The sequence below is a fragment of the Candidatus Cyrtobacter comes genome (genome assembly GCF_034470605.1).
In the GTDB taxonomy this organism is placed as follows: Bacteria; Pseudomonadota; Alphaproteobacteria; order Rickettsiales; family Midichloriaceae; genus Cyrtobacter; species Cyrtobacter comes.
Map to the genome: position 1 here is coordinate 1 of NZ_JARGYT010000008.1, position 26,469 is coordinate 26,469.

Consider the following 26,469-nt stretch of genomic DNA (forward strand, 5'->3'; position numbering starts at 1 on the left):
TTCGCTAAACTCAAAGAAAATCGACGCTTAGCATTACGATTTGAGAAATCCGATCTCTCTTTCCTTGCCTTTATAGCTTTAGCATCTATTAAATACAACCTTTGTTAACAGTGCCTAAGGCTTAGTTTGCTGTTACATGTAAATAGCAAGCCTAATGAGCAAGAGTAGCTTATATTCTTACAGTATGATTCTCCAGATAGCTTATATGATGAGGTATCGCTAATGCCATATAGTGTTGCTTGAGTATTAGCAAAGCTGCTTCCTATACCTATGCCAATATATGGATTAACTGTAGAGGATATAGGGATTTTATATGAAAGCCCTATATTTATTGAATATAAACTTAACTCTTGTTTGTAAGATGTATTATTAGTTATTTTATGGTTTGAGCTAATTTTACTAAACACCTTGCCATATGCTTGAAGATTTATATTTTGCGTTAACTCATAGCTAATACCAACAGAGCTTACCAAAGCATTGGCCTCAAAGCTTTTATCTGTGGAATTAGCATTGAGAATACCAATACTAGAATTAAAATACAAATTTTTTAACACAGAGGAATTTGCCACTGTAGAGTATAAAATTGAGCATAATATACCCGCTCCTTTTATTAATATTTTTCTCATAAAATATTTGAGTGAGGAATGAGAGATTCGTAAAAGTCAGCGTACTTTGCGTGATAATGTATGAAGTTATGTGCACCAGACATAAAACAAGCCAATCTGATATAGCATCAAAGCCTGTAATTATTTTATAATTTCTACATGTTATAAATTCTGTCTAAGTTATATGCACTCTAGAATCTTCTACATATTTATTATTAGTAATTCATATCTTCGCTTATGTTACTATGTTATGCCTTATTAGTCAAATGGTTATTTAGATTGTTAGAGTTAAATATTACTATATGGATCAATAAGTATAATGGTTTATAAAATCTTGTTCAGCTTTTATATATATCATGCTCTCAAGCAAGCTTTTTGTCTCAACTTGCTCCATAAAGTGTATGTAATGATCATTTTGTGATCTGCCTTCATTTATGAAGGCTGCTATGATTGAAACTATATATGCAAGCTTGCTATGCTCCATGTTGATATAATTTATCTTGTCTAAAACTTTCGTTTCTAAGTATATGTATTCCTGATGTATAGCATAAAGCCCTTCATATAGTGATACCCAATATTCATTGGTATTGAGTTGTGTCAAAGCTATGATCTTTTGAAAACCTAAGGCTTTTGCTATGTTTATCAGTAAATTCTCCTGAAGTGTTGATTCAATTATAGCATATGAAAAGCATAAATTTTTTGGTGTTAAATATTGTATTTCATCCACGATAGAGCAAAATCCTAGAATTTTTTTCATCAGTGCAAATTCCTTTAATTGAGTTTTATAAGTATTGTTTTCGATCTTAATAAGAGGAATAGTGCCCTCTTTTATATAATTTATGCTACTACAATCTTCTATTTTGGTATCTGTGTTTATTGTTATAGCATAACCAATATTACGCATATAAAAGGAAAGTATCATATGCAAAGTGTTTATGTTTTTAGAAGAAATAAAAATATTATTTTGGCCTCTTACACCTGTTGGATTAATTATTTTTTGTATTGCGCTTGCAATTGATGCGGCTTCGTGCGCAGAGACCCCCTTCATATGTAATGCTGTGAGGAAGCTTGCCACTTGAGCTGGGCAGGAATAGCCACGAGAAATTGCATTCATCGCATGCAGGATTTGATCATGTGAAAGACCATGACCATCAATCAGTCTTGCTATATATTGGCTTATAGATTGCATTCAAAAAAATATCTAGCCTATTTTAATTTAATGAATTTATGAGTTGTATTATCGAATCTTCATTAACTTTTTCATATGTATCCTTATTAATTTGTATAACAGGGGCGTCAATGCATGCACCAAGACATTCTACCTCTACAAGTGTAAATTTAGAATCCCTAGTAGTTTGCCCGATATCTATATTTAGCTTTTTTTTACAAGCTGACAGAATTTTATCAGATCCCCTGAGCCAACATGGAGTCGTTCTACAGACCTGTATCAAATACTTACCAACTGGCTCTTTGTTATACATTGTATAAAATGTGACGACCTCATATACCCTGATCGGGGGCATAGAAAGGAATTTAGCTATATAGTCCATCACTTCTTTTGAGATCCAATTATTATTCTGATCTTGGGCGAGCCATAAAAGTGGCATAATTGCAGCTCGCTGGTTCTCTTTTGGATATTTTAACAGTATCTCTTCCGCTTTCTTTAAATTTTCTTTTGTAAATTCAAATATTGCCATGATGCTACCTATCAACTTCACCAAATACTATATCCATACTACCTATGTTTGTTACAACATCGGCTAGTAAATGCTTTTTACTCATAAATTCAAGCCCCTGAAGATGCGCGAAGCCTGGTGCTCTAATATAGCACCTATAAGGTTTATTAGAACCATCTGAGACTAAATGAATGCCAAATTCACCTTTTGGTGCTTCAACCGCAGTATATGTATCACCTTCAGGGACATTATATCCCTCAGTATATAGCTTAAAATGGTGTATAAGCTCCTCCATGGAAAGCTTCATATCAGTTCTGGATGGGGGAGAAATCTTCTTATTACTACTTTTAATAGGGCCGGCAGGCATATTTTCTATGCACTGTTTTACTATTTTAGCAGATTCTTTAACCTCTTCTACTCTAACGAGATATCTATCAAAGCAATCACCATTTTTTCCAATAGGTATATCAAATTCCATTTTATGATATACATCATATGGCTGAGCCTTTCTTAAATCCCATGGAATACCTGAGGCGCGAAGCATTGGGCCAGTAAACGCCCAGCTGAGTGCTTCTTCCTTTGTTACAATACCTATATCAACAGTACGCTGTTTGAAGATTCTGTTTTCAGTAAGGAGACCTTCTATTTTTTCTATGAAGCCTGGTATGGTTTTTATGAAAGAGTAAATATCCTCCAAAAGTCCTTCTGGCAAATCCATAGCAACGCCGCCAGGTCTTATATATGCAGCATGCATTCTTGCGCCACTTGCGCGCTCATAAAATTCCATTATTTTTTCTCGTTCTTCAAAGCTCCAGAGAAGTGGGGTAGTGGCCCCAACATCAAGGGCTTGTGTTGTAATATTTAAAAGATGATTAAGTATGCGTGTAAGCTCACAAAACATTACTCTAATATATTGAGCCCTAGAGGGAACATCGCAGCATAGTAATTTCTCAACAGCAAGAGCAAAACAGTGTTCTTGGCACATTGGAGAAACATAGTCTAATCTATCAAAATACGGGATTGCCTGTGTATATGTTTTATACTCAATTAACTTTTCTGTCCCTCTATGGAGTAACCCTATATGAGGGTCAGCCCTTTCTATTACTTCACCATCCATTTCAAGAATAAGTCTTAAAACACCGTGTGCAGCTGGATGTTGAGGGCCAAAATTAATTGTGAAATTTTTCTTGTTCATAATAAGCCAGCTGAATTTTTGGTAAAAATGAGCAATGAGTCAAGTTGTATAGCAGAAAATGTACAAAATGCTGCGCATAAAAACATTATTAACCACTTCTCACAGCTTATATTGATCTTAATAACATTTCTACCTTTATCAAAATATATAGCTTTAATAATCTTCAAATAGTAATAAACACTAATCAAGCTTGCTAGAACCAAGCAACAAGCAAGCGGAAACAGATTTCCGTTTATAAGAGCAATAATTACATAAAATTTTCCAAAAAACCCTATAAATGGAGGTATGCCTGCCATCGAGATAACAAAAATTGTAATTAATACTGAGAGAACGGGATTCTTTGATGCTAATCCAGAAAGTTGAGATATTTCCAAATTGTTACTAGATTTTTCAAAAGCTATTAAAAAAGTAAAGAATCCTATATTAGCGGCCATATAGGCGGCCATGTAAAATGTGAAATACTGTATATCACTACTTTTTCCTGTTGCAAGTGCAGAGACCATGAAGCCCACTTGTGAGATTGAGGCATATGCAAGTAGCCTTTTTATATTTTTTTGTTTGAAGGCAGCGAATGCCCCTGTAAAGAGCGAAAGAACAGACATTGTTATATATACATAACTCAAATCTGTTATAAGCCCATAAAATGGGCGATACATGAGTTTAGCAAAAATAGCAAGAGAAGCAATTTTAGGTAAGCTAGATAAAAGTCCTGTAACGTATGTTGATGAACCTTGGTAAACATCTGGTACCCATATATGAAATGGTGCTAATGAAATCTTAAAGCAAAAGGCACTTATAACAAATATGCATGCAAGAGCAAATATATGGTTACCTTGACCATCTGTTAATGCAAAATTTCTGATTTGTGAAAAATCTATAGAGCCGCAAGATCCGTATATGATAGCGCATCCAAATAAAAAGAAGCATGAGGATATAGAGCCAAGTATGAAATACTTCACTGATGCTTCTTGCGATTTTCTATCATCAAGATTAGAGGCGACCATTATATAAAATGGTAAGGTCATGAGCTCCATTCCAAGGTATAGAGGTAATAGCCCATTGCTACCTATCATTACCATACCACCGGTTAATGAGAATAATAAGAGGCCAGGAAGTTCAGGTGTTACTTTTACTGAAAAATACCTATCGGAGATGGAAAAAAGCAAAGCCAATGAAGCTATAACAAGCAAAGATTTAAACGTGAATGTAAAGTTATTTATCTCAATTGAGTTTGTAAAAACACATGATTCAGCTGAAAGCGGCTGAATCATAAAATGTAACGATATAAGCAAAGATATGACAGGAATAGCATAGATATATCTATGCGCATTTTTGCACATTGATGCTGCCATAGAGATAAGTGCGCCAACTATGAGAGAAATTTCAGGTAACAAAGCCAGTAATTCTGATGATATTCTCATAGAGCGCCTCCATAAATCATTCTAAAGTTCATAATAAGTAATTGCAGCAGCTCAACTGATGAATTAGTGAACATTATAACGGCATTTGGAAAAATACCTAATATAACCATCAAAGAGCACATTGTAAGCAATGTAAAAAGCTCGCTGTAGCTTAAGTCTTGCATATCTTTACAATTTTTATTTGTATTTCCAAATATTATTTTAGAGCATAAAAGCAGCATGTATGTCGCCCCAAGAACCATGCCAATAGCTATCAATACACCATATATGAAGCGATACTTAAGTACTGAGAATGTAACTAAGAACTCGCCTATAAATCCAGATGTACCAGGTAGCGCAATTGAGGCAAATGAGCATAAAACAAAAAAGAATGAGAATTTAGGCATTACCCCTGCAATACCTTCATAAAAGGAAATTTCTTTGGTTTTTTTTCTATCATATAGTATGCCTATGCAGAAAAATAGTGCAGCAGATACTATTCCATGGCTTATCATGGAGAAAATTGCGCCTTGATACCCTTGTACGTTTAATGCAAAAATTCCAGCTGTAACATAGCCCATGTGAGCAATGGATGAATAAGCTATAAGCTTTTTTATATCGCTTTGGACAAGGGCAACCATTGAAGTATATATAATGGCAATAATACTAAGTATTATTACAAAATCCGAATAATATTCAGAAGCAGCTGGGAAGAATGGTACGGAGAGTCTCATAAACCCATAACCTCCCATTTTTAATAAGATACCTGCAAGGAGCATAGAGCCTGCTGTTGGTGCTTGTACATGGGCATGTGGTAACCAACTGTGTAGTGGTAGCATTGGAAGCTTTAGGGCAAAGGCTATGAAAAAGCCCATCCATAGCACTTGCTGTACAGCGAAAGGATACTCTCGAGTAAAATGGTAAAGGATTGGTATATCTGAGACACCTGATTTGGTAATTATATATATTATAGATATTAGGAAAAGTAGTGATCCGGCAAATGTATATAAAAAGAACTTAAACGCAGCTTTTGGGCCCTGATCACCTCCCCAAACACCGATTAATATAAACATTGGTATTAGGGAAGCTTCGAAAAATACATAAAATAATACCAAATCTAATGCGGAAAAAACGCCTATTGTGATACCCTGTACCATCAACAGCATTGCAAAGAACTGCGGTGGTTTATTATAAGAATTCCATGCGGATAATATGCAGAAAGGTAGTAAAATTGACGTTAATACTATCAATCCTAGTGAGATACCATCTACCCCAAGCTTATATGAGAAAATAGCCCTTCCTCCTATTGTAGATAGGGTCTTTGTGTTAGATAGAAATTGAAACCCCTTCTCGCTTAAATTAAAATGGCTGAGCATTAAAAATGCCAGTATCAGGCTAAAGATGGAAGAAAATAATGCTATATATTTCGAATAAGTATTACCAAATATGCTGCAAAAAGCTCCAAGCACAAGCAAGAGCACGGCAATAGCTATAGGAAAAAATATTTGCAGCGATATTATATCGTTAAAGTTCAACATTTATATAATTTTCCTAAAATATAAATAACCCAAGGCTATAAGCCCAACTAGAATAGAATATATGTATCTATGAGTCTTTCCGCTTTGTATAGATGCAAAGATCCTGGAGAGTTTTTTACAAAAGAAATAGATAATGCTTGATAATTTATCCATTATCAAAAGTTCAGAGTAGAAGAACGCTGATCTAGAGGCTTTCATATATGGCTTAATTAATATGTATTCATATAATTCATCAATATAAAATTTATTTCTAAATAGATTACTAATAAATCCATCTTGTCTTGTTTTATTATGACAAAATAAGTACGAGCAAATCACCCCTATAATAGCAGCTACGGACGGCATGATTGAAATAAGTAGATTATGATGTATTGGTAATGCTCTTGATGAGCTATTCCAAAATGGTTCTGATGAGGTCATATTTACAATATATTTACCGAAGGCTCCTGCAAATATTGCTCCCAAACATAAAACAAACAGTGGAACTAACATCACAATTCCAGATTCATGTGGGTTATTATCGGAATGCTTGTTTCCATAGAATACATATATTAGTAGTCTACAAGAGTAAAATGCAGTTAAAAATGCTACAAATACACCAATACAATAAGATACTATGCCAAGATCATCACCCCTTGCATATGCAGCTTCTAGTATAGCATCTTTGGAGAAGAACCCTGCAAAGAATGGAATGCCTGCAAGTGCGGCTGAGCCTATAACCATCATTGCATGTGTATATGGTAGCTTTTTATATAATGCCCCCATTTTTCTTATATCTTGCTCGTCATTTAATGCATGTATAACGCTACCGCAGCCCAGAAAAAGAAGTGCCTTAAAAAATGCATGTGTGAATAAATGGAAAACGCTTGCGCTCCAAGCACCAGACCCTGCAGCGATAAACATATAACCAAGCTGGCTGCAAGTTGAATAGGCCACTATCTTTTTTATATCGTTCTGTGCAAGTGCAATTAGTGCTGCAAATAATGAAGTTGCCGTACCTAGAATTAATATAAAATCTAAAATTGGCTTGGATTGAGAAAATAGATCAAAGCATCTTGCAACTAAAAATACACCAGCAGTAACCATTGTTGCCGCATGTATTAGTGCAGATACGGGTGTGGGGCCTTCCATTGCATCGGGAAGCCAAACGTGCAGGCCGAGCTGAGCTGATTTGCCCATGCACCCAATAAACAACAGTAGACATATAAGAGAAATAGCAGAAAACTCTATTCCAAAAATGTTGAAAGTTTCCGATGAGTAAAATTTTGCAAAACCCAGCACGCTAGAATACTCTATGCTCCCAAAAACAACTGCTATTGTAAATATCCCAAGTGCAAGTCCTATATCTCCAACCCTATTAACTAAAAATGCCTTTATAGCTGCATTTGAGGCTGTTTTCTTTTTATACCAAAAACCTATAAGCAGGTATGAGCTCAAGCCAACACCCTCCCAGCCAACAAATAGCTGGGCAAAATTATCAGCGACTACTAGTATTAGCATGAAAAACGTAAATAGAGAGAGGTAAGAGAAAAATCTCCTTTTACTTCTATCTTCCGCCATATAGCCGACTGAATAGAGGTGTACAAGAAACGAAACTGATGTGACAACCATTATCATGGTTGCAGAAAGGGAATCTATATATATAGACCAGTCCGCCCTCAAGTTAGCTACAGATATCCAGTTGAATAATTTAATTATTAATGGTGTATGTTCTAATACTGAGAATTGATAAAAAATAAAGATGCCAAATATAGCTGCTATACCAACACAGCAGCATGAAATTAACATAGCTAGTTTATCTCTGAATGAAAAAAAGGCTAAAAGAGAGCCAATTAGCGGAAGAAATACAAGTATTTCAGAGATATAAGTTAATATTGCTAACATATCTAATCACCCATTTCACTCATAGATGAGACGTCTATATTAGATCTTGCTCTAAAGCAATTTATTGCAATAGCAAGTCCTATAGCAGCTTCAGCTGCAGTGCAAGCTAAGATAAAAATACTGAATATCTGGCCATCAATTTGATTGTTATATGATGAAAAAGCGCAAAACAGTATATTGACAGATAGCACCATAATCTCAACTGAGATTAATATTGCTATCATATTTTCTCTATTCACAAGCAGCCCTACCAACCCTACGGTAAATAGTATAATAGAAACGGTAAAATATGAATTTATTGAAATTTCCTGTAAGAAATTGTTCATAATTCGATACCTTTATTAAAGTCTACCTTAATCAATTTTACATCTCTGCCTCTTTTTACCTGCGCAGAGCAATCCTGAATCTTTCTAGAGGTTCTTTGATATTTTGATGTAAGAAGTATAGCTCCTATCATTGCAACAAGGAGCAAAAACCCTGTTAATTGAAAAGGTATAAAGTATTTTGTATATAAAACAGAGCCTATATATCTGGTATTCAGTTCTGTCACTACACTACTAGCTGGAGGATAGAAATCCGGTGAGTACATTTTGGCTATATAAATACCAGCAAAAATAATTAAGCAGACAGAAACTGCTAATGGTATCAGCCCCAAGAGCCTTCTAAAGGATAATACCTCAGCCTCTCCTATCATCATGATAACAAATAAAAACAGAACAGCAATGGCTCCAACATAGACTATTAAGAGAGTCATCGATATGTATTCGACATCGGCCATCAAGAGTATTGAGGCGGCGCTGGCAAAACAGAGTATTAGCAATATAACAGAACGTACACCGCCCCTTAGTACAACGACAAAAAACGCTGATAGGATCATCAATGTACTAAAGGACCAGAATATAAATTCAGACATCAACTGCCAAACATTAACAACTCTACTAGATAACTTCTAAACCAGAATTGTATCATGTGTCTAGAAATTATTAATTCATAAATTAAGCTTTATGCGATTTTATCAATTTAATAATTTGGTATCTTTAATTAAAGTAAGGCGCAGCAGTCGGAATCCTTTGTGCCGTGTTGCATATCTTGCGAATGTAGTGATGCAATATCACAATATATATCGTCTACAGTAAGCCCATGTGATCCATTGCTGTCAGCTAACTGTGATGGTCCGTTATCATCTCCTTCTACTGATGCGCCTGCCAAGTGTGGTATTGCGGGAAGTTCACTAGTTGGCTGTGTTGATCCCTCTGATCCTGTGGTTGCTGGTTGCCCATCAAACGCTGCTAAAGTGGAAGTGGTTTGCTCACTCTGTGAAGGCTGTGTTGATCCCTCAAACCCTGCAGTTGTTGGTTGCCTGCCAGGCCCTACTACAGTGGAAGGGGTTTGCTCACTCTGTGAAGGCTGTGTTGATTCATCATCCAATTTACATCCTGTAGGATCATTTATCATTCTTCCTCCTTGTTCTGTGGAAAGAGATCTATGGAGAGCTTTTTTAGGGTCTAGATGTTGTTTTTTTTCTACATGTAATGAATTACCAGGGTTATTTGATTGACCTGATACTGGATTCTGTAATTCTTGTAATAATGAAGCTGTTAGCTCTTGTGTTTTTTGAATGATTTGAGATTTAGCTTGAGATAAGGTCATTATTATATCTTCTGCTTCGAGTGGTGGGCCTTCTTTTATATGTTCATAAAGGCTATATGTTGCATCTAAAATGCCATCTATAATATTTATTAATTGTTCTCTGCATTTACTCATCTGCCCACCTCCTGCGAGAACTGATGCGCTATTAGTAATTCTAAATACAATATATCCAGGCATACTGGTTTCGGTGGTTATAGATAATTCCGATGTTGAATCTTGTAGGTGCAGATTCGGCTCTTGCCGTAAAATCCTAATTTTAACTGGTGAATTTATTATATGAGGATCTTCTATGAATAATTTAGTTATAAGGCCAATAGCCTCTATGAGTTCTCCTGGCTTAATATGGTAATCTACTAGAATGCCGTTTTTGCTTATTAATCTTAGTATAAAACTTCCATCTCTAAAGCTAAGTATTACATCAGGTAGTATAGGTGTGTGGGATTGCTGAGGTGATTGTTGTGATCGATATGGTGGGTTGGTAGGTGGTAGTAGTTTGTGGGTTGGTATGGCATAATGTGTTAAGGGATTATCAAGAGGATTTGGCATAATAAACTAGTTAAATAAATATAGATGATAATTTCTAAAATTAAATTTTTACAAATATAGACTTATAAATTTCGATAATATGCACGTATAAGTTGCAATACTAACATAGCGAAAAATACTAGCATAGTGAAAAATTTTACATGATTATTAGCAACAATTACTATATGTTCATTGACGAGTAGAGGTTTCGTAATGAGTAAGTCATAACATTACAATTTCTGAGAATCTTCAAAGCTTAATATTGAACCTTGTGTCTCTCGCTGATATTATCCTACTTCTTAAAATATGCTTTTATTATAACAAATCTGAATTGAATATATGTCTGGAGGCTTTATATCTGTAAGGGGTGCGCGTGAACATAATCTTAAAAATATCGATATAGATATACCTAAAGAAAAGCTAGTTGTAATAACTGGTGTAAGCGGTTCTGGTAAATCATCCCTAGCCTTTGATACTATATACGCAGAAGGGAGAAGAAGATATGTAGAGAGCTTATCTGCATATGCAAGGCAATTCCTAGAAATTCATTCAAAGCCAGATTTTGAATCTATAGAAGGGCTTTCCCCTGCTATAGCAATTGATCAGAGAACAACTTCTAGAAATCCAAGGTCAACAACCGCAACAGCCACAGAGATCTACGATTATCTGAGGCTATTATTTGCAAGAGTTGGGGTTCCATATTCACCATTTACGAACTTACCTATTGAAAAACAGTCCGCTTCTCAGATAATTGAGACTATCTCTCAGTTTCCAAATGGTGCTAAATTTTCTATTATTGCCCCTGTGATTCGCTCTCAAAAAGGTGAGCATAGAAAAGAGTTGCTCATGCTCAAGAAGCAGGGATATATGAGCGTTATGATTGATGGCGAGTTACATGATTTAGATGTGCAGCCAAAAATAGATAAAAATAAATCTCATGATATTTCTGTTGTTGTAGATAGAATTGAGATTAATGGTGAGTTAGGTAATAGAATAGCTGATAGTATTGAGCAGGCGTTAAGGCTTGGGAATGGTGTAATTTACATAGATATTGCTTCTATAGCTGAAGGCGCTAACCATAAAAATGGTGATAGAATTATCTTTTCTGAAAAATTTGCTTGTCCAATTTCTGGATTTTCTATCACAGAGATAGAGCCGAGGATTTTTTCATTTAATAGCCCTCATGGTGCATGCCCAGCATGTAGTGGTATGGGGGAGGAAGTATTTTTTAATCCCAAGCTTATAGTTTCTAATGAATCTTTATCACTAGCAGATGGGGCTATAACACCTTGGAGCAAAGAAGTGTTATCACAAATAGCGCAATTTAAGTTACATACTCAGATTTTGGAATCTCTTGCAAGGCATTATGAGTTTGAGATGAATGCGCCATTTTCATCATTAAGTGAAAAAGTTAAAAATGTGATATTTTATGGTTCAGAGGATGAGGTAATAGAATTTGAATCTGATGATGGGTTTAGGAAAAGTATTATAAGGAGGCCGTTTGAGGGTGTTGTAAATTACCTTCAGGAAAAATTGCAAAAAATTCTCAAAGGGAGAGGGGCGACTGATGAAGTATATAATTACCAGACCTCAAGAAACTGTACAGCATGTGGCGGTCATAGATTAAAGAGAGAGTCTCTTTGTGTTAAAATAGCGGATAAGCATATTGGCCAAATTTGTGAAATGAATGTAGTTGAGGCCATGAATTGGATAAGATCTATAGATAATTCTTTAACACCAAAGCAGCAGCAGATAGCTTTAAAGCTGGTTTCAGAGATAGATAAAAGATTAGGGTTTCTTGTAAATGTTGGGCTTGATTACATCACATTAAATAGGAAGGCAAATACTCTATCAGGTGGGGAGAGTCAAAGGATTAGACTAGCTTCACAAATAGGTGCTGGGTTAAGTGGGGTTTTATATGTTCTTGATGAGCCTTCCATAGGGTTACATCAAAGGGATAACGAGAGGCTTTTAAATACGCTAAGGAGTCTAAGGGATCTTGGTAATAGCGTTTTAGTTGTTGAGCATGATGTTGATACCATGCTTGCCTCGGATCATCTTATAGATATAGGTCCTGGTGCTGGTGTGCATGGAGGATACCTTGTTTCTCAGGGCACCCCCCAGGAAGTAGCGCAGGATCCAAACAGTATAACTGGTAGATACATATCTAATAAAGAATTGATACCAATACCCACTACAAGAAGGAAGTTTGATCCCAAGAAATGCATAAAGGTTGTTTCTGCCTCTTCTAATAATTTAAAAAATATTACTGTTACCATTCCGCTGGGAAACTTCGTGGTTTTTACTGGTGTTTCTGGCAGTGGTAAATCTAGTTTGGTTATAAATACAATATATAAAGCTATTACTAGAAAGCTACATGGTACTAAGGTGATACCAGGTAAGCACGAGTATATAGAGGGGCTTGAGAATATTGATAAAGTAATACAAATAGATCAATCGCCTATAGGTAGAACGCCAAGATCTAATCCAGCTACATATACTGGTGCCTTTACCCACATAAGAGATTGGTTTGCTGGGCTTCCTGAGGCTAGGGCTAGGGGATATACTACAGGTAGATTTTCCTTCAATGTAAAGGGTGGGAGATGTGAATCATGTGAAGGGGATGGTGTGCTAAAAATAGAAATGCATTTTCTTTCAGATGTGCATGTTGCGTGTGATGAGTGTCAGGGAAAAAGATATAATAAGGAGACTCTTGAGATAAAATGTCAAGGACATTCAATATACGATGTATTGAATATGACTGTGGCTGATGCTATGGAGTTTTTTAAGAGCATGCCGCTTATTTATGAGAAGCTCCTAGCATTATCAGAGGTTGGTCTTGGATATATGAAAATAGGCCAATCAGCTACTACACTTTCTGGGGGCGAGGCTCAGAGAATAAAACTAGCTAAGGAGCTTTCAAAAAAGTCCACGGGGCGAACAATATATATATTGGATGAACCAACTACGGGTCTTCATATGCATGATATTAAACATCTTCTTAATGTTTTACATAAACTTGCGGATTCAAATAACTCAATACTTATTATTGAACATAATTTAGATGTCATAAAGACTGCTGACTATGTAATAGATATAGGGCCTGAGGGTGGTGATAAAGGTGGGGGTGTTGTCGCTTTTGGTTCACCTTATGATATAGCCGCTAATAAGGATAGTATTACCGGTAGGTTTTTAATACCATATCTTGGTTTATAGTTACGCCAGTAAGATATGTTATTGTATATAATATGTTTGATAATTAAATAGACAGAGTATTACTGCTGCGGATTTTTCTAAAAGGGTTGCTGCTGTTTTTGTATTAGATATCAACTCATGTCATTCCTGCTTTATAATAAATTCATGGCAGTATTATTTGTTATTTGTAGTTTCTATGAATAAGTACATTGTTGTATTAGGTAATTTTGATGGTGTTCATATTGCGCATCAAGAATTGATAAAGAATGCCATTTTAATTGCCAAGGAATTATCATTGAAACCGTTATTAGTATGTTTTAATCCACATACTGCTTTTATTATAAAGGAGGGGCATAGATTAATATTAACAAGAGAAGATAAAATTAATTTACTGAAATCAGAATTTAAAATAGATATTTTTGAAATAGAATTTAATAATGAGGTCGCAATGATGGGATATGGGGAATTTATATTTAATATCCTATTAAAGGTTGTTGATATACATACTCTTATAACGGGGTACAACTTTAGATTTGGGCATAAGAGGCTTGGTGATACAAAGAGTTTAGCTTGTATTTCTTCAAGTGGTAAATTTCATTATATATGTATCAACGAAATGATGTTGAACTATATACCAATTTCTTCTTCTGAAGTGAAAAGGTTATTGAGTATGGGGGCTGTTGGGCTTGCTCAGAAACTTTTGGGTAGAAATTTCTTTATCAGTGGAGTAGTATGTCATGGAAAAAAATTAGGCGCGAAGATAGGTTTTAAAACCTTAAATATAGAGTATCCAGAAAATTTATATGTACCATTATTAGGTGTATACCTTGTACTTGTTTCGTTAAATGTAGGTAAATTTTACGGAGTTGCCAATATTGGTATCAGGCCTACACTTCATACTGATAACAGTATTATTGTAGAAGTGCATCTCTTAGAGTTTGATCTAGAAGTATATGAGGAGGATGTTAAAATTGAACTTTTGCAGTTTATAAGACCAGAGAGGAAATTCGGCAATATTGAAGAGCTAATATATCAGATAAATATGGATGTTTCAGCTGCTTCATTTATCTTAAAAAATACGTGCTACGCGACTGAAATTGCTAACAATGTATAAATAAGCTTGGTAGTGTATATGTAGCTAAGATAGTATAAAATGGCACAACAATACCGTTCTAGCTTCTTAACTCCTATTTTATAGGATGTTTTATACTGACTTAGCTATATAGCTAAAGCTATATATAATGATTATATAATGAGTAATTTTGTTACATTTAACTCAATGATAACTAAAGTATTTCAAAGTTATATATGTAGCTATTTTATGGCGACTTAGCTATAGAACCTAATTAAACTAATAACTATCTGGTGTTAGTTATATCTTTATTTAATCAGCAAATTTTCTATTTTTAAACATCGTGTGCGTTTTAAATCTAAAAAATTTCATTTTATTGCTCAACCTATAGGGGTATGATAGCATGTTATTTTGGGATGTTATAGATTTATAGTGTTTATGTTATGGCAAAAAATAAACAAGAAGGTAATGCAGTAGTTGATCAAAAAGATGTGCAACCCGCGCCATCAACTGGAGGGAAAATATTGAAAAGATTAAGTGGGGTAGGTAGTGGTGTTATTGGTATAGTTGGTGGTTCATTTTCCGTGGTTGGAGCAATATTTCAGGCTGGTGCGGGGCACGATCCGAATAGCAAGGGTATTATTGGATCTATGTTTGATTTTATAAAAGCCGTTGGGACTTTATGCGTTAATACTGCGCTTTTGGTATTTGAATTAGGTCAAGCAGTTGTAGGTGGTGCTGTGTGGATGTTGGAAGAGGGGGGCGTTATACAGCAACAGCAACAACCAGCGCAACAGCAACAACCAGCGCAACAGCAACAACCAGCGCAACAGCAACAACCAGCGCAACAGCAACAACCAGCGCAACAGCAACCGCCAGTGCAGCAGCAACCGCCAGTGCAGCAGCAACCGCCAGTGCAGCAGCAACCGCCAGTGCAGCAACCACAGCAGCAACCAGTGGCGCTCCATGAAGCAAGTTCCCCCAGGCGATTCAACACCATGGCAGGAGAGGGTGGAGCAGAATGGGGGGCGACAACAGGGACAGGGGAGGCAGTCATAGTAGGAGCGCCTCAACGAACTCATACAGTGGGCAGTGAAGATAATGATGTCCGAAGCGAAGTTAGTAATGCATTAAGTGAAGAGCCTGTTGGATTAACAGATGAGATGTCTGATATAGAGAGTGGGGTCGATGATTTACAAAGAGCATCAGCAGCGGGTCCTAGTGCTGTATTTTCTCCTGGGCTAAGTGGTGCAGATGGTGTGCTTGATGATGCTGCTGTGGTGGATGGAGCAAGTGATCTGCAAAAAGAGGTGGATACCCCAGCAAGGTCTAGTGCTGTATTTTCTCCTGGGCTAAGTGGTGCAGATGGTGTGCTTGATGATGCTGCTGTGGTGGATGGAGCAAGTGATCTGCAAAAAGAGGTGGATACCCCAGCAAGGTCTAGTGCTGTATTTTCTCCTGGGCTAAGTGGTGCAGATGGTGTGCCTGATAATGTTGTGGAAATTAATGATTTGCAGAAAGAGGCGGGTACTATTGAACAGCCAAGGTCTGATGTTGAATCTAACCATGGGTCATTAAGGAGCGGGGTTAAATCAGGCAATAATGGTGGCCTACAGGCGGCGGACCAGACTGTTATGATATCTGATGATATTGATGGGCAAATCGGCCCAGGGGGCCAATCTTCGCATCAATTAGATGATATGCGCGATATGCTTTATGAAGATGTCCAGGGTGATGTAGGCCACAATAAGTTTAATGCTAGCAATTCTAAAAATAAAGAAGAGTCTGCCTTAAACTATTTATTAGGGGTAAATGCAGTAATGAATACTGAGCAATATCACCTCCAAGACGTGAAGGGTGATTCTTTGATCAATAAAAAAGGTGGGGTTGATGTGGCTGTTGATTCAGCGAGTTTGCCTCTAAGGGAAGAGGTATCTAATAGTATAGTGCAGAAAGTGGTAAGTAATGGGATTTGGATGGGGGAAGAAGGTGAATTATTATCCAATAATCACGCCAACCAACCATATTCAAAAAAGGTTATTAATCAGCCTAATGTACTTGAGGCTGCTCTACAGAGCGCTCCTCATAAAATGGTTGTAGGTAATGCTAAAACATTGAGCGGGCCAGCCTATAAGAATGGTGTTAGTGGTGCGGAAGATGAACTCAAGGATGAAGAGGGTTTTAAGAAAATGCTTGCAGAGGCCGCGCAAGGTTGGGGGAGGGGGAAGGTAGCGAGAATAGTAAAGGTCATTGATAGTAATAGTAATAGTGATGTAAAAGGCATTGATGATAAATTGTATGGTAAAGCCTATTTTATACTGGTGCGAGCAATGGATTTAGCAAAGGAGTCCGCGGCATGTCAGGCTAGTCAGGCAGTTATTAGCGCTAAGGGTGCTCAGAGCCAAGTAACTCGCGGCTAAGTGGTAAAGAAGATGTATACACAGAGTGCAGGATTAATACAACAGAGGCGCTAACAACACTTACAACAGAGAGGATTGTCTCATGTATATCTGAATATAGGTTGTGATAGTAGTGATTTATTACAATTGAAATAGTATTGGCTCTTAGGTATATATACGAAACTAATATCAAATAAATTATTATATGAGATATGAATCATGATCAGCAAAACAACCTAAATAACGGGCTTGAGAATTTGCAGACAAAAATAGTAAATTTAATTGAGCGTAATGAATCTTATATAGGTAAATTGTCTCATATGGAGGAAAGCTATAGTATTGCTGTGACAGCGCCATGGGGATCTGGTAAGACTTTTTTTCTGCGTGAATTATTGGAGAAGCGGTTAAGCGAACATAGTGTATTTTATTACAATGCTTGGCAGGATGATAGTTCTGCTGATCCACTAGCAACTCTACTAAAAGGAATTATATTTGTTACAGGGCAAGGCCAATTCGTAACTAAGTTTGCTAAAGCTGGAGTTGCATTGATAAAGAGTCTTAATATTAATGTTTCATTACCATTACCACTTGTAGAGGCTGGTATTGATTTTGGATCTTTATTTCCAGATAATCAAAACGTAGATGTTCTCAAAAAAGAGTTCGGTACAGCGCTATCTAAAGTTATAGAGAGTAAAAAACTAGTAATACTTGTAGATGAATTAGATAGATGTAATCCAGCGTTTGCTGTTCGAGTGCTAGAGAGAGTTAAACATTTTTTAAATGTGCAGAATGTTATTTTCATCTTTGCAATTGATGAGACTCAGCTGCGCGAGACAGTAAAACATCAATATGGTAACATAGATGCCGTCAAGTATTTACAGAGGTTTTTTGATTTTAAATTTAAGATACCATACCAAAGCCCCGAATTTTTTGCTTCTTTGATAAAATATTACTGTAATGGAAGAAAGAGTAATAATATAAAGACAGAACAGCAAATTAATCTAGAGGAGATGTTGTTACATACAGATCTAAGTCTGTTAAGCTGTTTTGATATCACGGCAAGAGACGTGTTTAGGATCTGTAGGAGTATGGACGTTGAATTAGTGAAGTATTCGATTGAACAAGAGCCTCGTAAGGTTGAGTTTGTGCATGAAGTTGGGGCATGTTGGATGATTGTAGTGTTATATCATGTATTGTATCAATGCTACCCAGAATTATATGACTATATAATGAAAGGTGAGAACTGGAAAGGCGAGGAGAAATGCAAAAAAACCGTACAGCTCTATTATAGTGAGTTTTTGAATAAGATATATGAAATTACATCTAGCAATTCCTATACCAAAGAATGGATCAAGGGTCTAAATTTAGATGCGGTTATATTTATTATATCCATGTACAAGTTAAAGCACATAGACAAGTTGCCACAAGAAGAGAAGGCGGAGATAGATGATATCGTTAAGCACTTTTTTGAAAAGGTCATAACTCAAGGAGATGGTGTAATAAAGACGCAGGAGGGTGAGGTAAAGGAGCGTCTAAGCAGATTAATAAGCTGGAAGGAGGAGTATATATTAGAAACATACGCTTTTATCTTGAAATCTTGTATTAGTGAGGATACTGTCATAGCCAAGCCTGAAGATTAGAGCTTATGAATTAAAGTAGATATATGATGAGATACTGGTTTTACACACTTGCGCTGTGTGCTTATGCCACATTCTGATTAAATAGATTGTGTGTATAATGTGAGTGACGGTTTTAGTTGGGTAAATTTTACCAGGAAAATGAATCTTACTGCTGCCAATGCTATAAGAATTGATCTGGAAAAGCACTAGAAAAGCCGTTAAGATAATCAGATTACATTGCATAATTTATCTTTTCTGGTGATTAAGATAAACTTGAAACGATTATTGAATTAGAATATTATTCCGAGAGCTGGGTATATTAGGTAGCATGCATGAAAAAATGCTGGATTTCTATCATTGTTATAGCATTGTTGTGCTATACTTATATTTGATGGACTGTTTATTGATATTGAAGCACCAGAAAACAAAGGTAGAGATTTTTCTGTAATAGGATATGGGCTTGGTCTATTTTTTCCTATTTATTTAGGTCATTTACTAGCATTATCTAAAGATTCGGTACAAAGGCTTTCTGTAATAGTATACGAATCCAAGCAGTATCGTATATTAGAACCAGTCACGTAAAGATGAAATGTTGAAAGGAATGTGGTATTAAGGCATCAAAAATGGACAAGAATGTCAAGCAAATAGCGACACTAGTGATAAAGAGTGGGATTTTAATAGAAAAATAATAAATAGGAGAAATGGGCGGTAGGATAACCTGAGGACGCCGTAGGATGCTTATGTTTTATGTAACAAAAAATGGCTGTTTTTGGAGAGATTTGCCCAAAGATTTTGGTCCATGGAAAATAGTTTTATTTTAATAGGCTAAAACATAGTGGTATAGTTGAGGATTTAATGAATGAAACAAGTACTAAAGTAATGCGTCAAATCGGCAAAGAATCAAGCATGGGAATTATTGACAGTCAAAGCGTAGTTCTTTTAAAAAATGAGGAGAAAGATTATGGCAAAAAGATAACTGGAAGGAAACGTCATATATAGCTAAAGCGTCATAAAAATGGCACATGATTAATTTTGAAAATATGTTAGTTATCATTGGGTTAAGTTTAAAAAAGTTACTGTTTATGTAATAATTTTATACCGCTTTAGCTATAGTTGTTGATACTCTTGGCTACCTAATGAAAGTTCATAGCGCTACTCCCCATGCACTTGTGCAAAATTATTTGGATTAAAGGAAAAATTTGCTAATCAAGATTTTGGCAGACCAGTGGTTTCATCTTCATGGATGTTTGCTTACTATAATTAAGTCAGATGATGGGGTTTTAAGGTTCAGTAGTGGACGCGCTCATTCGTTTGGTAACTTTAGAAGATTATCTAAAGATTACGAAATCACCACTTCTTCGGCTAAGGCTTTTATAGAATTGGCAAAAATTATGATGAAAAATTTGTCAAAAAGTTTACTGATTCTAAGTTTATCAATGGGGTATATAATATGAGCGATCAAGGGCTTGTTAATATACATCAAGCTAAAACACATCTTTCTAAATATTTACAGAGTGTAATTTCTACTTCAAAGGAGATAGTGATTTGTTCAGCAAATAAACCAATTGCCAAATTAGTTCCTTATATTGAATCTCAAAAAGCTAATAGAAAATGCGGTCAGCTTAAAGGAAAAATAAAAATAGAAAAAGATTTTGATACTCTACCAGATAATTTTTTGGATTATTTTAGAGGAAAATAATATTAGATATTTATTGGATACGTATATTTTATTATGGTGGTTAAATGGAGATGACAATTTATCCTCTCAGAAAAAAAGATCATTGAAGATGGTAATAATATTATTTACGTTAGTGCTGTAACAATTTGGGAAATAGAAATAAAAAAGGCACTTAGTAAAATAGTCGCTCCTATTATCAATGATAAATTAATTTCTGATTCACAGTTTTTAGAATTACCTATTATAGTTAAACATATTGAATATTTATCGCAACTCAAAGATTATCATACAGATCCATTTGATAGACTTCTGATTTGTCAATGCTTAGTAGAACATATTGTTCTTCTTACAGAAGATAAATTGATTAAACAATACCAAATTAAAACCGCATAGTGTGTCAAAATATTGTATGTGGTAAGATTAAAGAATGATTTGTAGTAGTTGATACTTAACCTTACAGATGATACGGCTAAAGAAGAAAAATTAACGCTATTCTTTCTAAAGGCCGCTCATATAAGCTATACTATTCAATAGATTAGCTAAGTCTAAAATACTATCTCTCTTTTGTCAGCAACCTCTAAAAAGTGACAAGTGTGAAGGCGTCTACACACTTCAAGTAGAAGTAGTATTTATCATATCACAAACCCATAAATTACTAGTACCCTTCTCACTAGCACCCTTCTTAAATTTCTTTAAGATCCATTTGATCCATTCCCTCTGAGTTTCATCTTTATTTATAGTCCTGCCCCCCTTGCTGGTATCAATAATCCATTCAGTTGGGAACTGTTCAATTGGTAGTGATAAGAGTTTTTGGGCTTGTACTATTGTGCGCTCAAGACATTCTTTGGGTTGATCATCCATAAACCTTAAAATAGTATTATAATCATTCCTATATTCGGAATATGTATCTTCTAAAAAATAAGTAAGTAAGCATAATATCCAATCATATTGTGTATTTTTGAACTCATCAGTCATCAGATTTCTTTTTATCGGGTAATACGTTATTATCCGTATTTCAAAATCAAGACATTTTTTCAATACAATGGTAGCACCACATTTGATAGACTTCTCCTGCCCACACCTTATGCTAAACCCATAACCTGTTTCTCTGTGCAAATCACCAACCGCAAATGGGCGAGCTTTAACCCTTGCTTCTGGATATTCATCATACCACTTTCTTATCTCATTACTCTTAATCTTTTTTACATCATTGACAGCTTGTTTTGCAGTTTCTATATCAGGAAATGATGACTCCATGGGGTTTGTAACAATCAACCCTATATCGTCCAAATCACTCTCGCTTGTAGGGGATCTAAGAAAGTCTTCAACGTTTTTGTATATCATATGAATTTTTAATTTTTATTATGACATGCTGGACTAAAGCTATAAAAGCAAAAAGTGATTTGCAATATGCGCTCTATCTATAATAGTAGTTTGATAAAACGCAATAACATTTTTGAGGGAATTGTTAATTATCAGTAGATAATAAGTAATCTGCACTAGCCTTTTACATTATCAACCAGGTATGGATTTAAAATCCAAACACTGTAACTTTGAGATTTGTGTTAAGGATGTGCGGCAAAAGTGTCAAAGCTGTAGCATTTAAAAGTGGTGATGCTAAAATATACACATGAGAAACGATGTGGGGGTAGTGAAATGGTATAGTTATTTAAGTTAAATTAGCGGCATAATAAGGCCTGTAATACAAGAAGTATTTAAGTATCCCACCTCAAATAAAATAGCTATATTTAGAAATATGTAAGAAGTATAGAAAGAATGGAATGAACGCCCTAATACTACAATTGATAAAGAAGTTTGCTAAGATTTTAAGGAGTAAAATTTACCAAGATACTCGAAAATGAAGTAGTGAATGTATAGATGAATTATATAGTTTAAAAAAAACGGAAGAAAGTATATATCTGGCCTAGACATGGATAGAAATAAGTTATTGGATTTTTATTGTAGATTTTGATGATTATTTACCTGTAGCTCTGGAATTAAAAGGTAAATATAAAATTGGGATCATAGCAACTGATAGTAATAATATTTATCATAAGAGACGTTGTTACAAAGGCCGCTTGGTAAAATCTTATAATTCTTTGTTAATGCATTATTTAGCTAGGTTTAACAGAAAAACGCTGTTCCAAGGCATGCTATTTGACAGATTAGGTAAGTCTAAAATACCACCTATCTTTTGTTAGCAACCAATAGGTTTTATTTGATAACAGAATGAATATATTTTATTTAGATAAAAAGATAGCAAAATGCGCAATATATCACGCTGATAAACATGTAATTAAGATGATTTTAGAGTCAGCGCAAATTTTATCTACAGCATTAAGTTTATATGGGCTACAATCTCCATATAAAAAGACACATATCAAACATCCTTGCGTTTTATGGGCCATGGAATCAATTGAGAACTGGCAATGGCTTAAGAAATTGCTTGGACATTTAAATGCAGAATACATGTATAGGTGGAATAAGAGCGTACCACATAAATCATTTATAGCTATGCAGTCTATTGAAGTGCCACATGGAATAATACCAAGCAAAGGAATCACGGTAAGACCACAGGTAATGCCTGAGAAATACATGATAGAAAATGATCCTATTCAGGCATATAGGAATTATTATTTAAATGAAAAAAAAGATCTACATAAATATACAAAAAGATCTATACCACACTGGCTAACCACAGCTCACATTCAATAAGGGTAAGCTAACTCTTGATCAATCATGATACGCAAGAGTCCAATAAACGGCTATACACGTATTCTTATATTAAGTTTTTGTTGTTTTTGAAATTTTCAACATATCTATGCATGGTAGGGATCCTTTTTCCATCCATTCTAAAAATGCACCACCAGCAGTTGATACATGCGAAAACGCAAGTTTTATATTTAATAAAGAAAGTGCTGCTAATGTATCACCACCACCTACTACACTATAAATACTATCATTAAGTGAGGATATAAATTTTGCTATAAGACGTGTTCCGTCTATAAATTCTGGTTCTTCGAATTTTCCCATTGGACCATTCCAGATTACAGATTGCGTATTCTTTATAGCGCTACATATTTCAATACAGCTACGTGGCCCTATATCCATTATACAATCACCATCTTCTACTGAATGTATATCTTTTATAGTTATGGAATTATTATTTTTACATACCACATCTATGGGTAGTAAAATTTTATAACTAGATAGTATTTCAGAGGCTATATCTAAGGATTCTGGCTCATATAGTGATGAGCCTATTTCAATTCCTTTGGCTTTTAAAAATGTATTGGCCATCGCGCCGCCTATAGCCACAAGCCTTACCTTCTTGAATAAATTTCTCAAAACCCCTATTTTAGAGCTGATCTTACTACCGCCTATTATTGCTATAATATCTTTATTCTTTTCTAAAGATATCCTTTCTAATGCTGTGATTTCATTAAAACAATAAGTGCCAGCATAAGATTCCAGATAATTTGTAATAGCGTGCAATGAAGCATGTGCTCTATGCGAGCATGAAAAAGCCTCATTCACATATAGTTCTGCATGTTGAGCAAGTGTTCTTGCAAAATATTGATCATTTTTTTCTTCTTCTGGAAAAAATCTAGTATTTTCTAAAAGTACCAACCCCTCTTTATCATTAAGTTCATTCAATGAGTTGATAAATATTATCTCAACCCCATAATACTTACTAATCTGTGATACAATATTTGCCAAAGATAGTTCTTTTGTATACTTACCTTTTGGTCTGCCAAAATGCGATAGTAGCAAAACCCTCTTGCAGTTTTTTAATAATAGATTGATAGAGTTTTTAGCAGATTCAAGTCTACTATAATCTAAGATTTTATAATCAATCCCTAGGGGCACATTGAAATCTACCCTAATAATGGCATTACTATTTGGTGCAAAAACCTTCTGTGTTATGCATTTTATCATTTTTATCCTAATTTATTATTTGTGCCGCTTTCCTAAAATTTGATAAATGTTCAGAATTTCCTGCATCATCTTTTTTTCCAAACCAAACTAAGCTGCCAGCATGCATAACGGCTATTAAGTCTGAAAGTTTGTTTACATATGGCATATCATGGGTTGCTGTTACAACGGTCATGGAAAGCTTCATACGCAGATTATTTATACAATCAGCGATAAGTTTAGCTGTGATAGGATCAAGGCCCGCCGTTGGCTCATCCAGAAAAAGAACATCTGGCTCTGAAATAATTGCCCTTGCTATCGATACCCTTCTTTGCATACCTCCAGATATTTCCGATGGGAAAAGATTTGCAATGGACTTATCAAGCCCGACCATCTCAAGTTTTGCACATGCAATATCAAAGGCACTCTTTTGATCCATACCACCACCCTCTATTAAAGAAAATGCAATATTTCTCCATATTGGCATGCTATCAAATAATGCATTGGCTTGAAAAGCAACGCCAATTCTATTTAAAAGATATTTGCGTTTTGATATATGGACGTTTGAGACCTTATGGTTGCATAAAACAACACTGGAGCTACTATCAGGGAGCATTAATCCTAATATGCATTTAATAAGCACAGATTTACCACTTCCAGACCCACCTATTACAACAAGCGAGTTACCGGTAGGTATGCTGAAATTAACATCGCTTATAATTTTCCTACCATTTATTGTCTTATTTAGATTGGATACTATAATCGCCATCATAAAATTGAATATATCAATATCTTCAACCATTCTAATAAGAGCGATATCATACAACGCTCTATATTCCAAGAAAAAGCTGTTTTGATAATTTGAATATAGTGTAATAGTACAAGCGTTATAAAATATTAAATAATAGTACAATCAATTAACTAGGCGATTTCTAGATTGTTGTCTCATTCAATGAAAAAGACCTCTATATGCAAATTATTGGGTTACAGACTTATGCTCATTTCAAAAGCGCATATCGCTTTTGTTAAGTTAACTCAAGTTACTATATATTTTTGCCATTGTTTATTTAGTTATCTTGCGTACTTGCTAGATTATTTAGTACGATCAAGTCTCAATAGAGAGGTTGCCCCATGTAAAAATACGTAGTCTTTAATAAATGGTTCTTAAAATACGAAGCGTAATATATCTGTTGTAATCCTTCTAAGCTCAGTTAATTGTTTGGCTTCCCGCACCTTTCTCGCAGATGAATTTACTATTTCATTATATATAATATCAGTATCTTTTTCTGAAACACATTGGTACTTTTCTAAAAGGTGTATTATACGAACGCAATGCCTAATATCTGGATAAGTCATAGATGTAACAATATCACAAGCTTGTTCATTGCTAATATGAGCCAGTATGTTGGTACTTTGCATGAGTTCAGAGAATTTTAAAAAAGCCCCCATACGAGATTCATGCATTCTAATTAATTTATTAAATATAATATCAGCTTGTGTGCCATCTTCACCTATAATTATTCTACTAAGTGGCTCAAGTATCCCAGTCTCTAGTATACTTTTCATATTAGTACCAATTGCCTCTATATCGATACTAGTTTTTGATCTTTTGGGGATACACGCTAAATTAGCATCATGGTTAAAATCTTGGCAAAAATCAAAAATTATTTGGCGCATTCTATAAGATAGCTGATCATAAGTAATATATTTTGATATAATTTCCATATTATTTAAAAAATTATCAATTTTACTCTGTTTCGTTTCTAGTAAAAATTGTACAATATAATTTACTTCCTTGATTGATAATTTTTCTGTATTTTGTGCGCTAAAAAATCTGTCAAGGCTATTTAAAAAGCGATTGAATTCCTCAGATGTTGCATCTTTGAATGCAAGATCTATAATTTTCTTCATACATTCCGTATTTAAAGTTTTTGCGATTTCAGTGCTTATTCCAGCAAGCCTATTGTAGTAAATTTTCCTAGCTGTTTTATCTTGATTCTGTGCAAACGACTCTCTAATTAGGCACTGTTAACAAAGGTTTTGCCAAATAATGGAAAAGATGCAATATTATATTGGAGGCGATAAATATGGTATTTAGATGGATAAAAGGTTGTTTCC

General features: G+C 35.0%; 22 protein-coding genes. 8 read left to right on the top strand and 14 right to left on the bottom strand.

Going from position 1 to position 26,469, the window contains the following annotated elements; translation table 11 throughout:
• Nucleotides 1-104 precede the first annotated feature (104 nt).
• From Cyrtocomes_RS01095 to Cyrtocomes_RS01140, 10 genes are all read right to left on the bottom strand, one after another.
• Nucleotides 105-626, bottom strand: a complete 522-nt coding sequence (locus Cyrtocomes_RS01095; protein ID WP_322497370.1) for a hypothetical protein — start codon at nucleotides 624-626, stop codon at nucleotides 105-107.
• A 286-nt stretch (nucleotides 627-912) separates the two neighbouring features.
• Complete coding sequence (locus tag Cyrtocomes_RS01100; protein ID WP_322497371.1) at nucleotides 913-1,794, bottom strand: hypothetical protein; 882 nt, start codon at nucleotides 1,792-1,794, stop codon at nucleotides 913-915.
• Between the two features lie 22 nt (nucleotides 1,795-1,816).
• Nucleotides 1,817-2,302, bottom strand: coding sequence for an NADH-quinone oxidoreductase subunit NuoE (gene nuoE / locus Cyrtocomes_RS01105; protein WP_322497372.1), 486 nt, complete (start codon nucleotides 2,300-2,302; stop codon nucleotides 1,817-1,819).
• Nucleotides 2,303-2,306: 4 nt separating this feature from the next.
• Entirely contained in the window at nucleotides 2,307-3,476 is a 1,170-nt protein-coding gene (locus tag Cyrtocomes_RS01110; protein WP_322497373.1) for an NADH-quinone oxidoreductase subunit D, read from the bottom strand.
• Nucleotides 3,473-4,897 carry an NADH-quinone oxidoreductase subunit N gene (locus tag Cyrtocomes_RS01115; RefSeq protein ID WP_322497374.1) on the bottom strand — a complete coding sequence of 475 codons (1,425 nt, stop codon included), beginning with the start codon at nucleotides 4,895-4,897 and terminating at the stop codon, nucleotides 3,473-3,475. The genes Cyrtocomes_RS01110 and Cyrtocomes_RS01115 overlap by 4 nt, the downstream gene beginning before the upstream one ends.
• On the bottom strand, nucleotides 4,894-6,414 hold the full coding sequence (locus Cyrtocomes_RS01120; RefSeq protein ID WP_322497375.1) for a complex I subunit 4 family protein: 1,521 nt from the start codon (nucleotides 6,412-6,414) through the stop codon (nucleotides 4,894-4,896). The genes Cyrtocomes_RS01115 and Cyrtocomes_RS01120 overlap by 4 nt, the downstream gene beginning before the upstream one ends.
• Complete coding sequence (gene nuoL / locus Cyrtocomes_RS01125) at nucleotides 6,415-8,298, bottom strand: NADH-quinone oxidoreductase subunit L (RefSeq protein ID WP_322497376.1); 1,884 nt, start codon at nucleotides 8,296-8,298, stop codon at nucleotides 6,415-6,417. It lies immediately after the preceding gene.
• A gap of 2 nt (nucleotides 8,299-8,300) precedes the next feature.
• The gene (gene nuoK, locus Cyrtocomes_RS01130) at nucleotides 8,301-8,624 is read right to left on the bottom strand and encodes an NADH-quinone oxidoreductase subunit NuoK (RefSeq protein WP_322497377.1); all 324 of its coding nucleotides are present in this window, start codon (nucleotides 8,622-8,624) and stop codon (nucleotides 8,301-8,303) included.
• Nucleotides 8,621-9,211 carry an NADH-quinone oxidoreductase subunit J gene (locus Cyrtocomes_RS01135; protein ID WP_322497378.1) on the bottom strand — a complete coding sequence of 197 codons (591 nt, stop codon included), beginning with the start codon at nucleotides 9,209-9,211 and terminating at the stop codon, nucleotides 8,621-8,623. Before Cyrtocomes_RS01135 ends, nuoK begins: the two co-directional genes overlap by 4 nt.
• Before the next feature lie 128 nt (nucleotides 9,212-9,339).
• On the bottom strand, nucleotides 9,340-10,494 hold the full coding sequence (locus tag Cyrtocomes_RS01140; protein ID WP_322497379.1) for a hypothetical protein: 1,155 nt from the start codon (nucleotides 10,492-10,494) through the stop codon (nucleotides 9,340-9,342).
• A gap of 318 nt (nucleotides 10,495-10,812) precedes the next feature.
• Here Cyrtocomes_RS01140 and uvrA point away from each other — a divergent pair, with 318 nt between their 5' ends.
• The 7 genes from uvrA to Cyrtocomes_RS06100 all read left to right on the top strand — a co-directional run bounded on the left by uvrA (nucleotide 10,813) and on the right by Cyrtocomes_RS06100 (nucleotide 20,829).
• Nucleotides 10,813-13,689: an excinuclease ABC subunit UvrA gene (gene uvrA, locus Cyrtocomes_RS01145; RefSeq protein WP_322497380.1), complete on the top strand. Its 2,877-nt coding sequence runs from the start codon at nucleotides 10,813-10,815 to the stop codon at nucleotides 13,687-13,689.
• Between the two features lie 175 nt (nucleotides 13,690-13,864).
• The gene (gene ribF, locus Cyrtocomes_RS01150; protein ID WP_322497381.1) at nucleotides 13,865-14,782 is read left to right on the top strand and encodes a riboflavin biosynthesis protein RibF; all 918 of its coding nucleotides are present in this window, start codon (nucleotides 13,865-13,867) and stop codon (nucleotides 14,780-14,782) included.
• A gap of 401 nt (nucleotides 14,783-15,183) precedes the next feature.
• Nucleotides 15,184-17,160 carry a hypothetical protein gene (locus Cyrtocomes_RS01155; RefSeq protein ID WP_322497382.1) on the top strand — a complete coding sequence of 659 codons (1,977 nt, stop codon included), beginning with the start codon at nucleotides 15,184-15,186 and terminating at the stop codon, nucleotides 17,158-17,160.
• Nucleotides 17,161-17,351: 191 nt separating this feature from the next.
• A complete protein-coding gene (locus Cyrtocomes_RS01160; protein WP_322497383.1) occupies nucleotides 17,352-18,779 on the top strand; it encodes a KAP family P-loop NTPase fold protein in 1,428 nt (475 codons plus the stop codon).
• Nucleotides 18,780-19,957: 1,178 nt separating this feature from the next.
• On the top strand, nucleotides 19,958-20,212 hold the full coding sequence (locus tag Cyrtocomes_RS01165; protein ID WP_322497384.1) for a hypothetical protein: 255 nt from the start codon (nucleotides 19,958-19,960) through the stop codon (nucleotides 20,210-20,212).
• Nucleotides 20,209-20,457, top strand: a complete 249-nt coding sequence (locus Cyrtocomes_RS01170; protein ID WP_322497385.1) for a type II toxin-antitoxin system Phd/YefM family antitoxin — start codon at nucleotides 20,209-20,211, stop codon at nucleotides 20,455-20,457. Before Cyrtocomes_RS01165 ends, Cyrtocomes_RS01170 begins: the two co-directional genes overlap by 4 nt.
• Before the next feature lie 81 nt (nucleotides 20,458-20,538).
• A complete protein-coding gene (locus Cyrtocomes_RS06100; protein WP_410519687.1) occupies nucleotides 20,539-20,829 on the top strand; it encodes a type II toxin-antitoxin system VapC family toxin in 291 nt (96 codons plus the stop codon).
• A gap of 219 nt (nucleotides 20,830-21,048) precedes the next feature.
• On the opposite strand, the gene Cyrtocomes_RS01175 is transcribed toward Cyrtocomes_RS06100, so the two are convergent.
• Entirely contained in the window at nucleotides 21,049-21,780 is a 732-nt protein-coding gene (locus tag Cyrtocomes_RS01175; protein WP_322497386.1) for a hypothetical protein, read from the bottom strand.
• A gap of 957 nt (nucleotides 21,781-22,737) precedes the next feature.
• On the opposite strand from Cyrtocomes_RS01175, the gene Cyrtocomes_RS01180 reads away from it, so the two are divergent.
• Complete coding sequence (locus Cyrtocomes_RS01180; RefSeq protein ID WP_338140849.1) at nucleotides 22,738-23,151, top strand: hypothetical protein; 414 nt, start codon at nucleotides 22,738-22,740, stop codon at nucleotides 23,149-23,151.
• Between the two features lie 69 nt (nucleotides 23,152-23,220).
• Here the strand turns inward: Cyrtocomes_RS01180 and Cyrtocomes_RS01185 are convergent, their stop codons facing one another.
• The 3 genes from Cyrtocomes_RS01185 to Cyrtocomes_RS01195 form a co-directional block, all read right to left on the bottom strand.
• The gene (locus Cyrtocomes_RS01185; RefSeq protein ID WP_322497388.1) at nucleotides 23,221-24,375 is read right to left on the bottom strand and encodes a phosphoglycerate kinase; all 1,155 of its coding nucleotides are present in this window, start codon (nucleotides 24,373-24,375) and stop codon (nucleotides 23,221-23,223) included.
• A gap of 7 nt (nucleotides 24,376-24,382) precedes the next feature.
• On the bottom strand, nucleotides 24,383-25,177 hold the full coding sequence (locus Cyrtocomes_RS01190) for an ABC transporter ATP-binding protein (RefSeq protein WP_322497389.1): 795 nt from the start codon (nucleotides 25,175-25,177) through the stop codon (nucleotides 24,383-24,385).
• Between the two features lie 338 nt (nucleotides 25,178-25,515).
• On the bottom strand, nucleotides 25,516-26,262 hold the full coding sequence (locus Cyrtocomes_RS01195) for a hypothetical protein (RefSeq protein WP_322497390.1): 747 nt from the start codon (nucleotides 26,260-26,262) through the stop codon (nucleotides 25,516-25,518).
• Nucleotides 26,263-26,469: the final 207 nt, after the last annotated feature.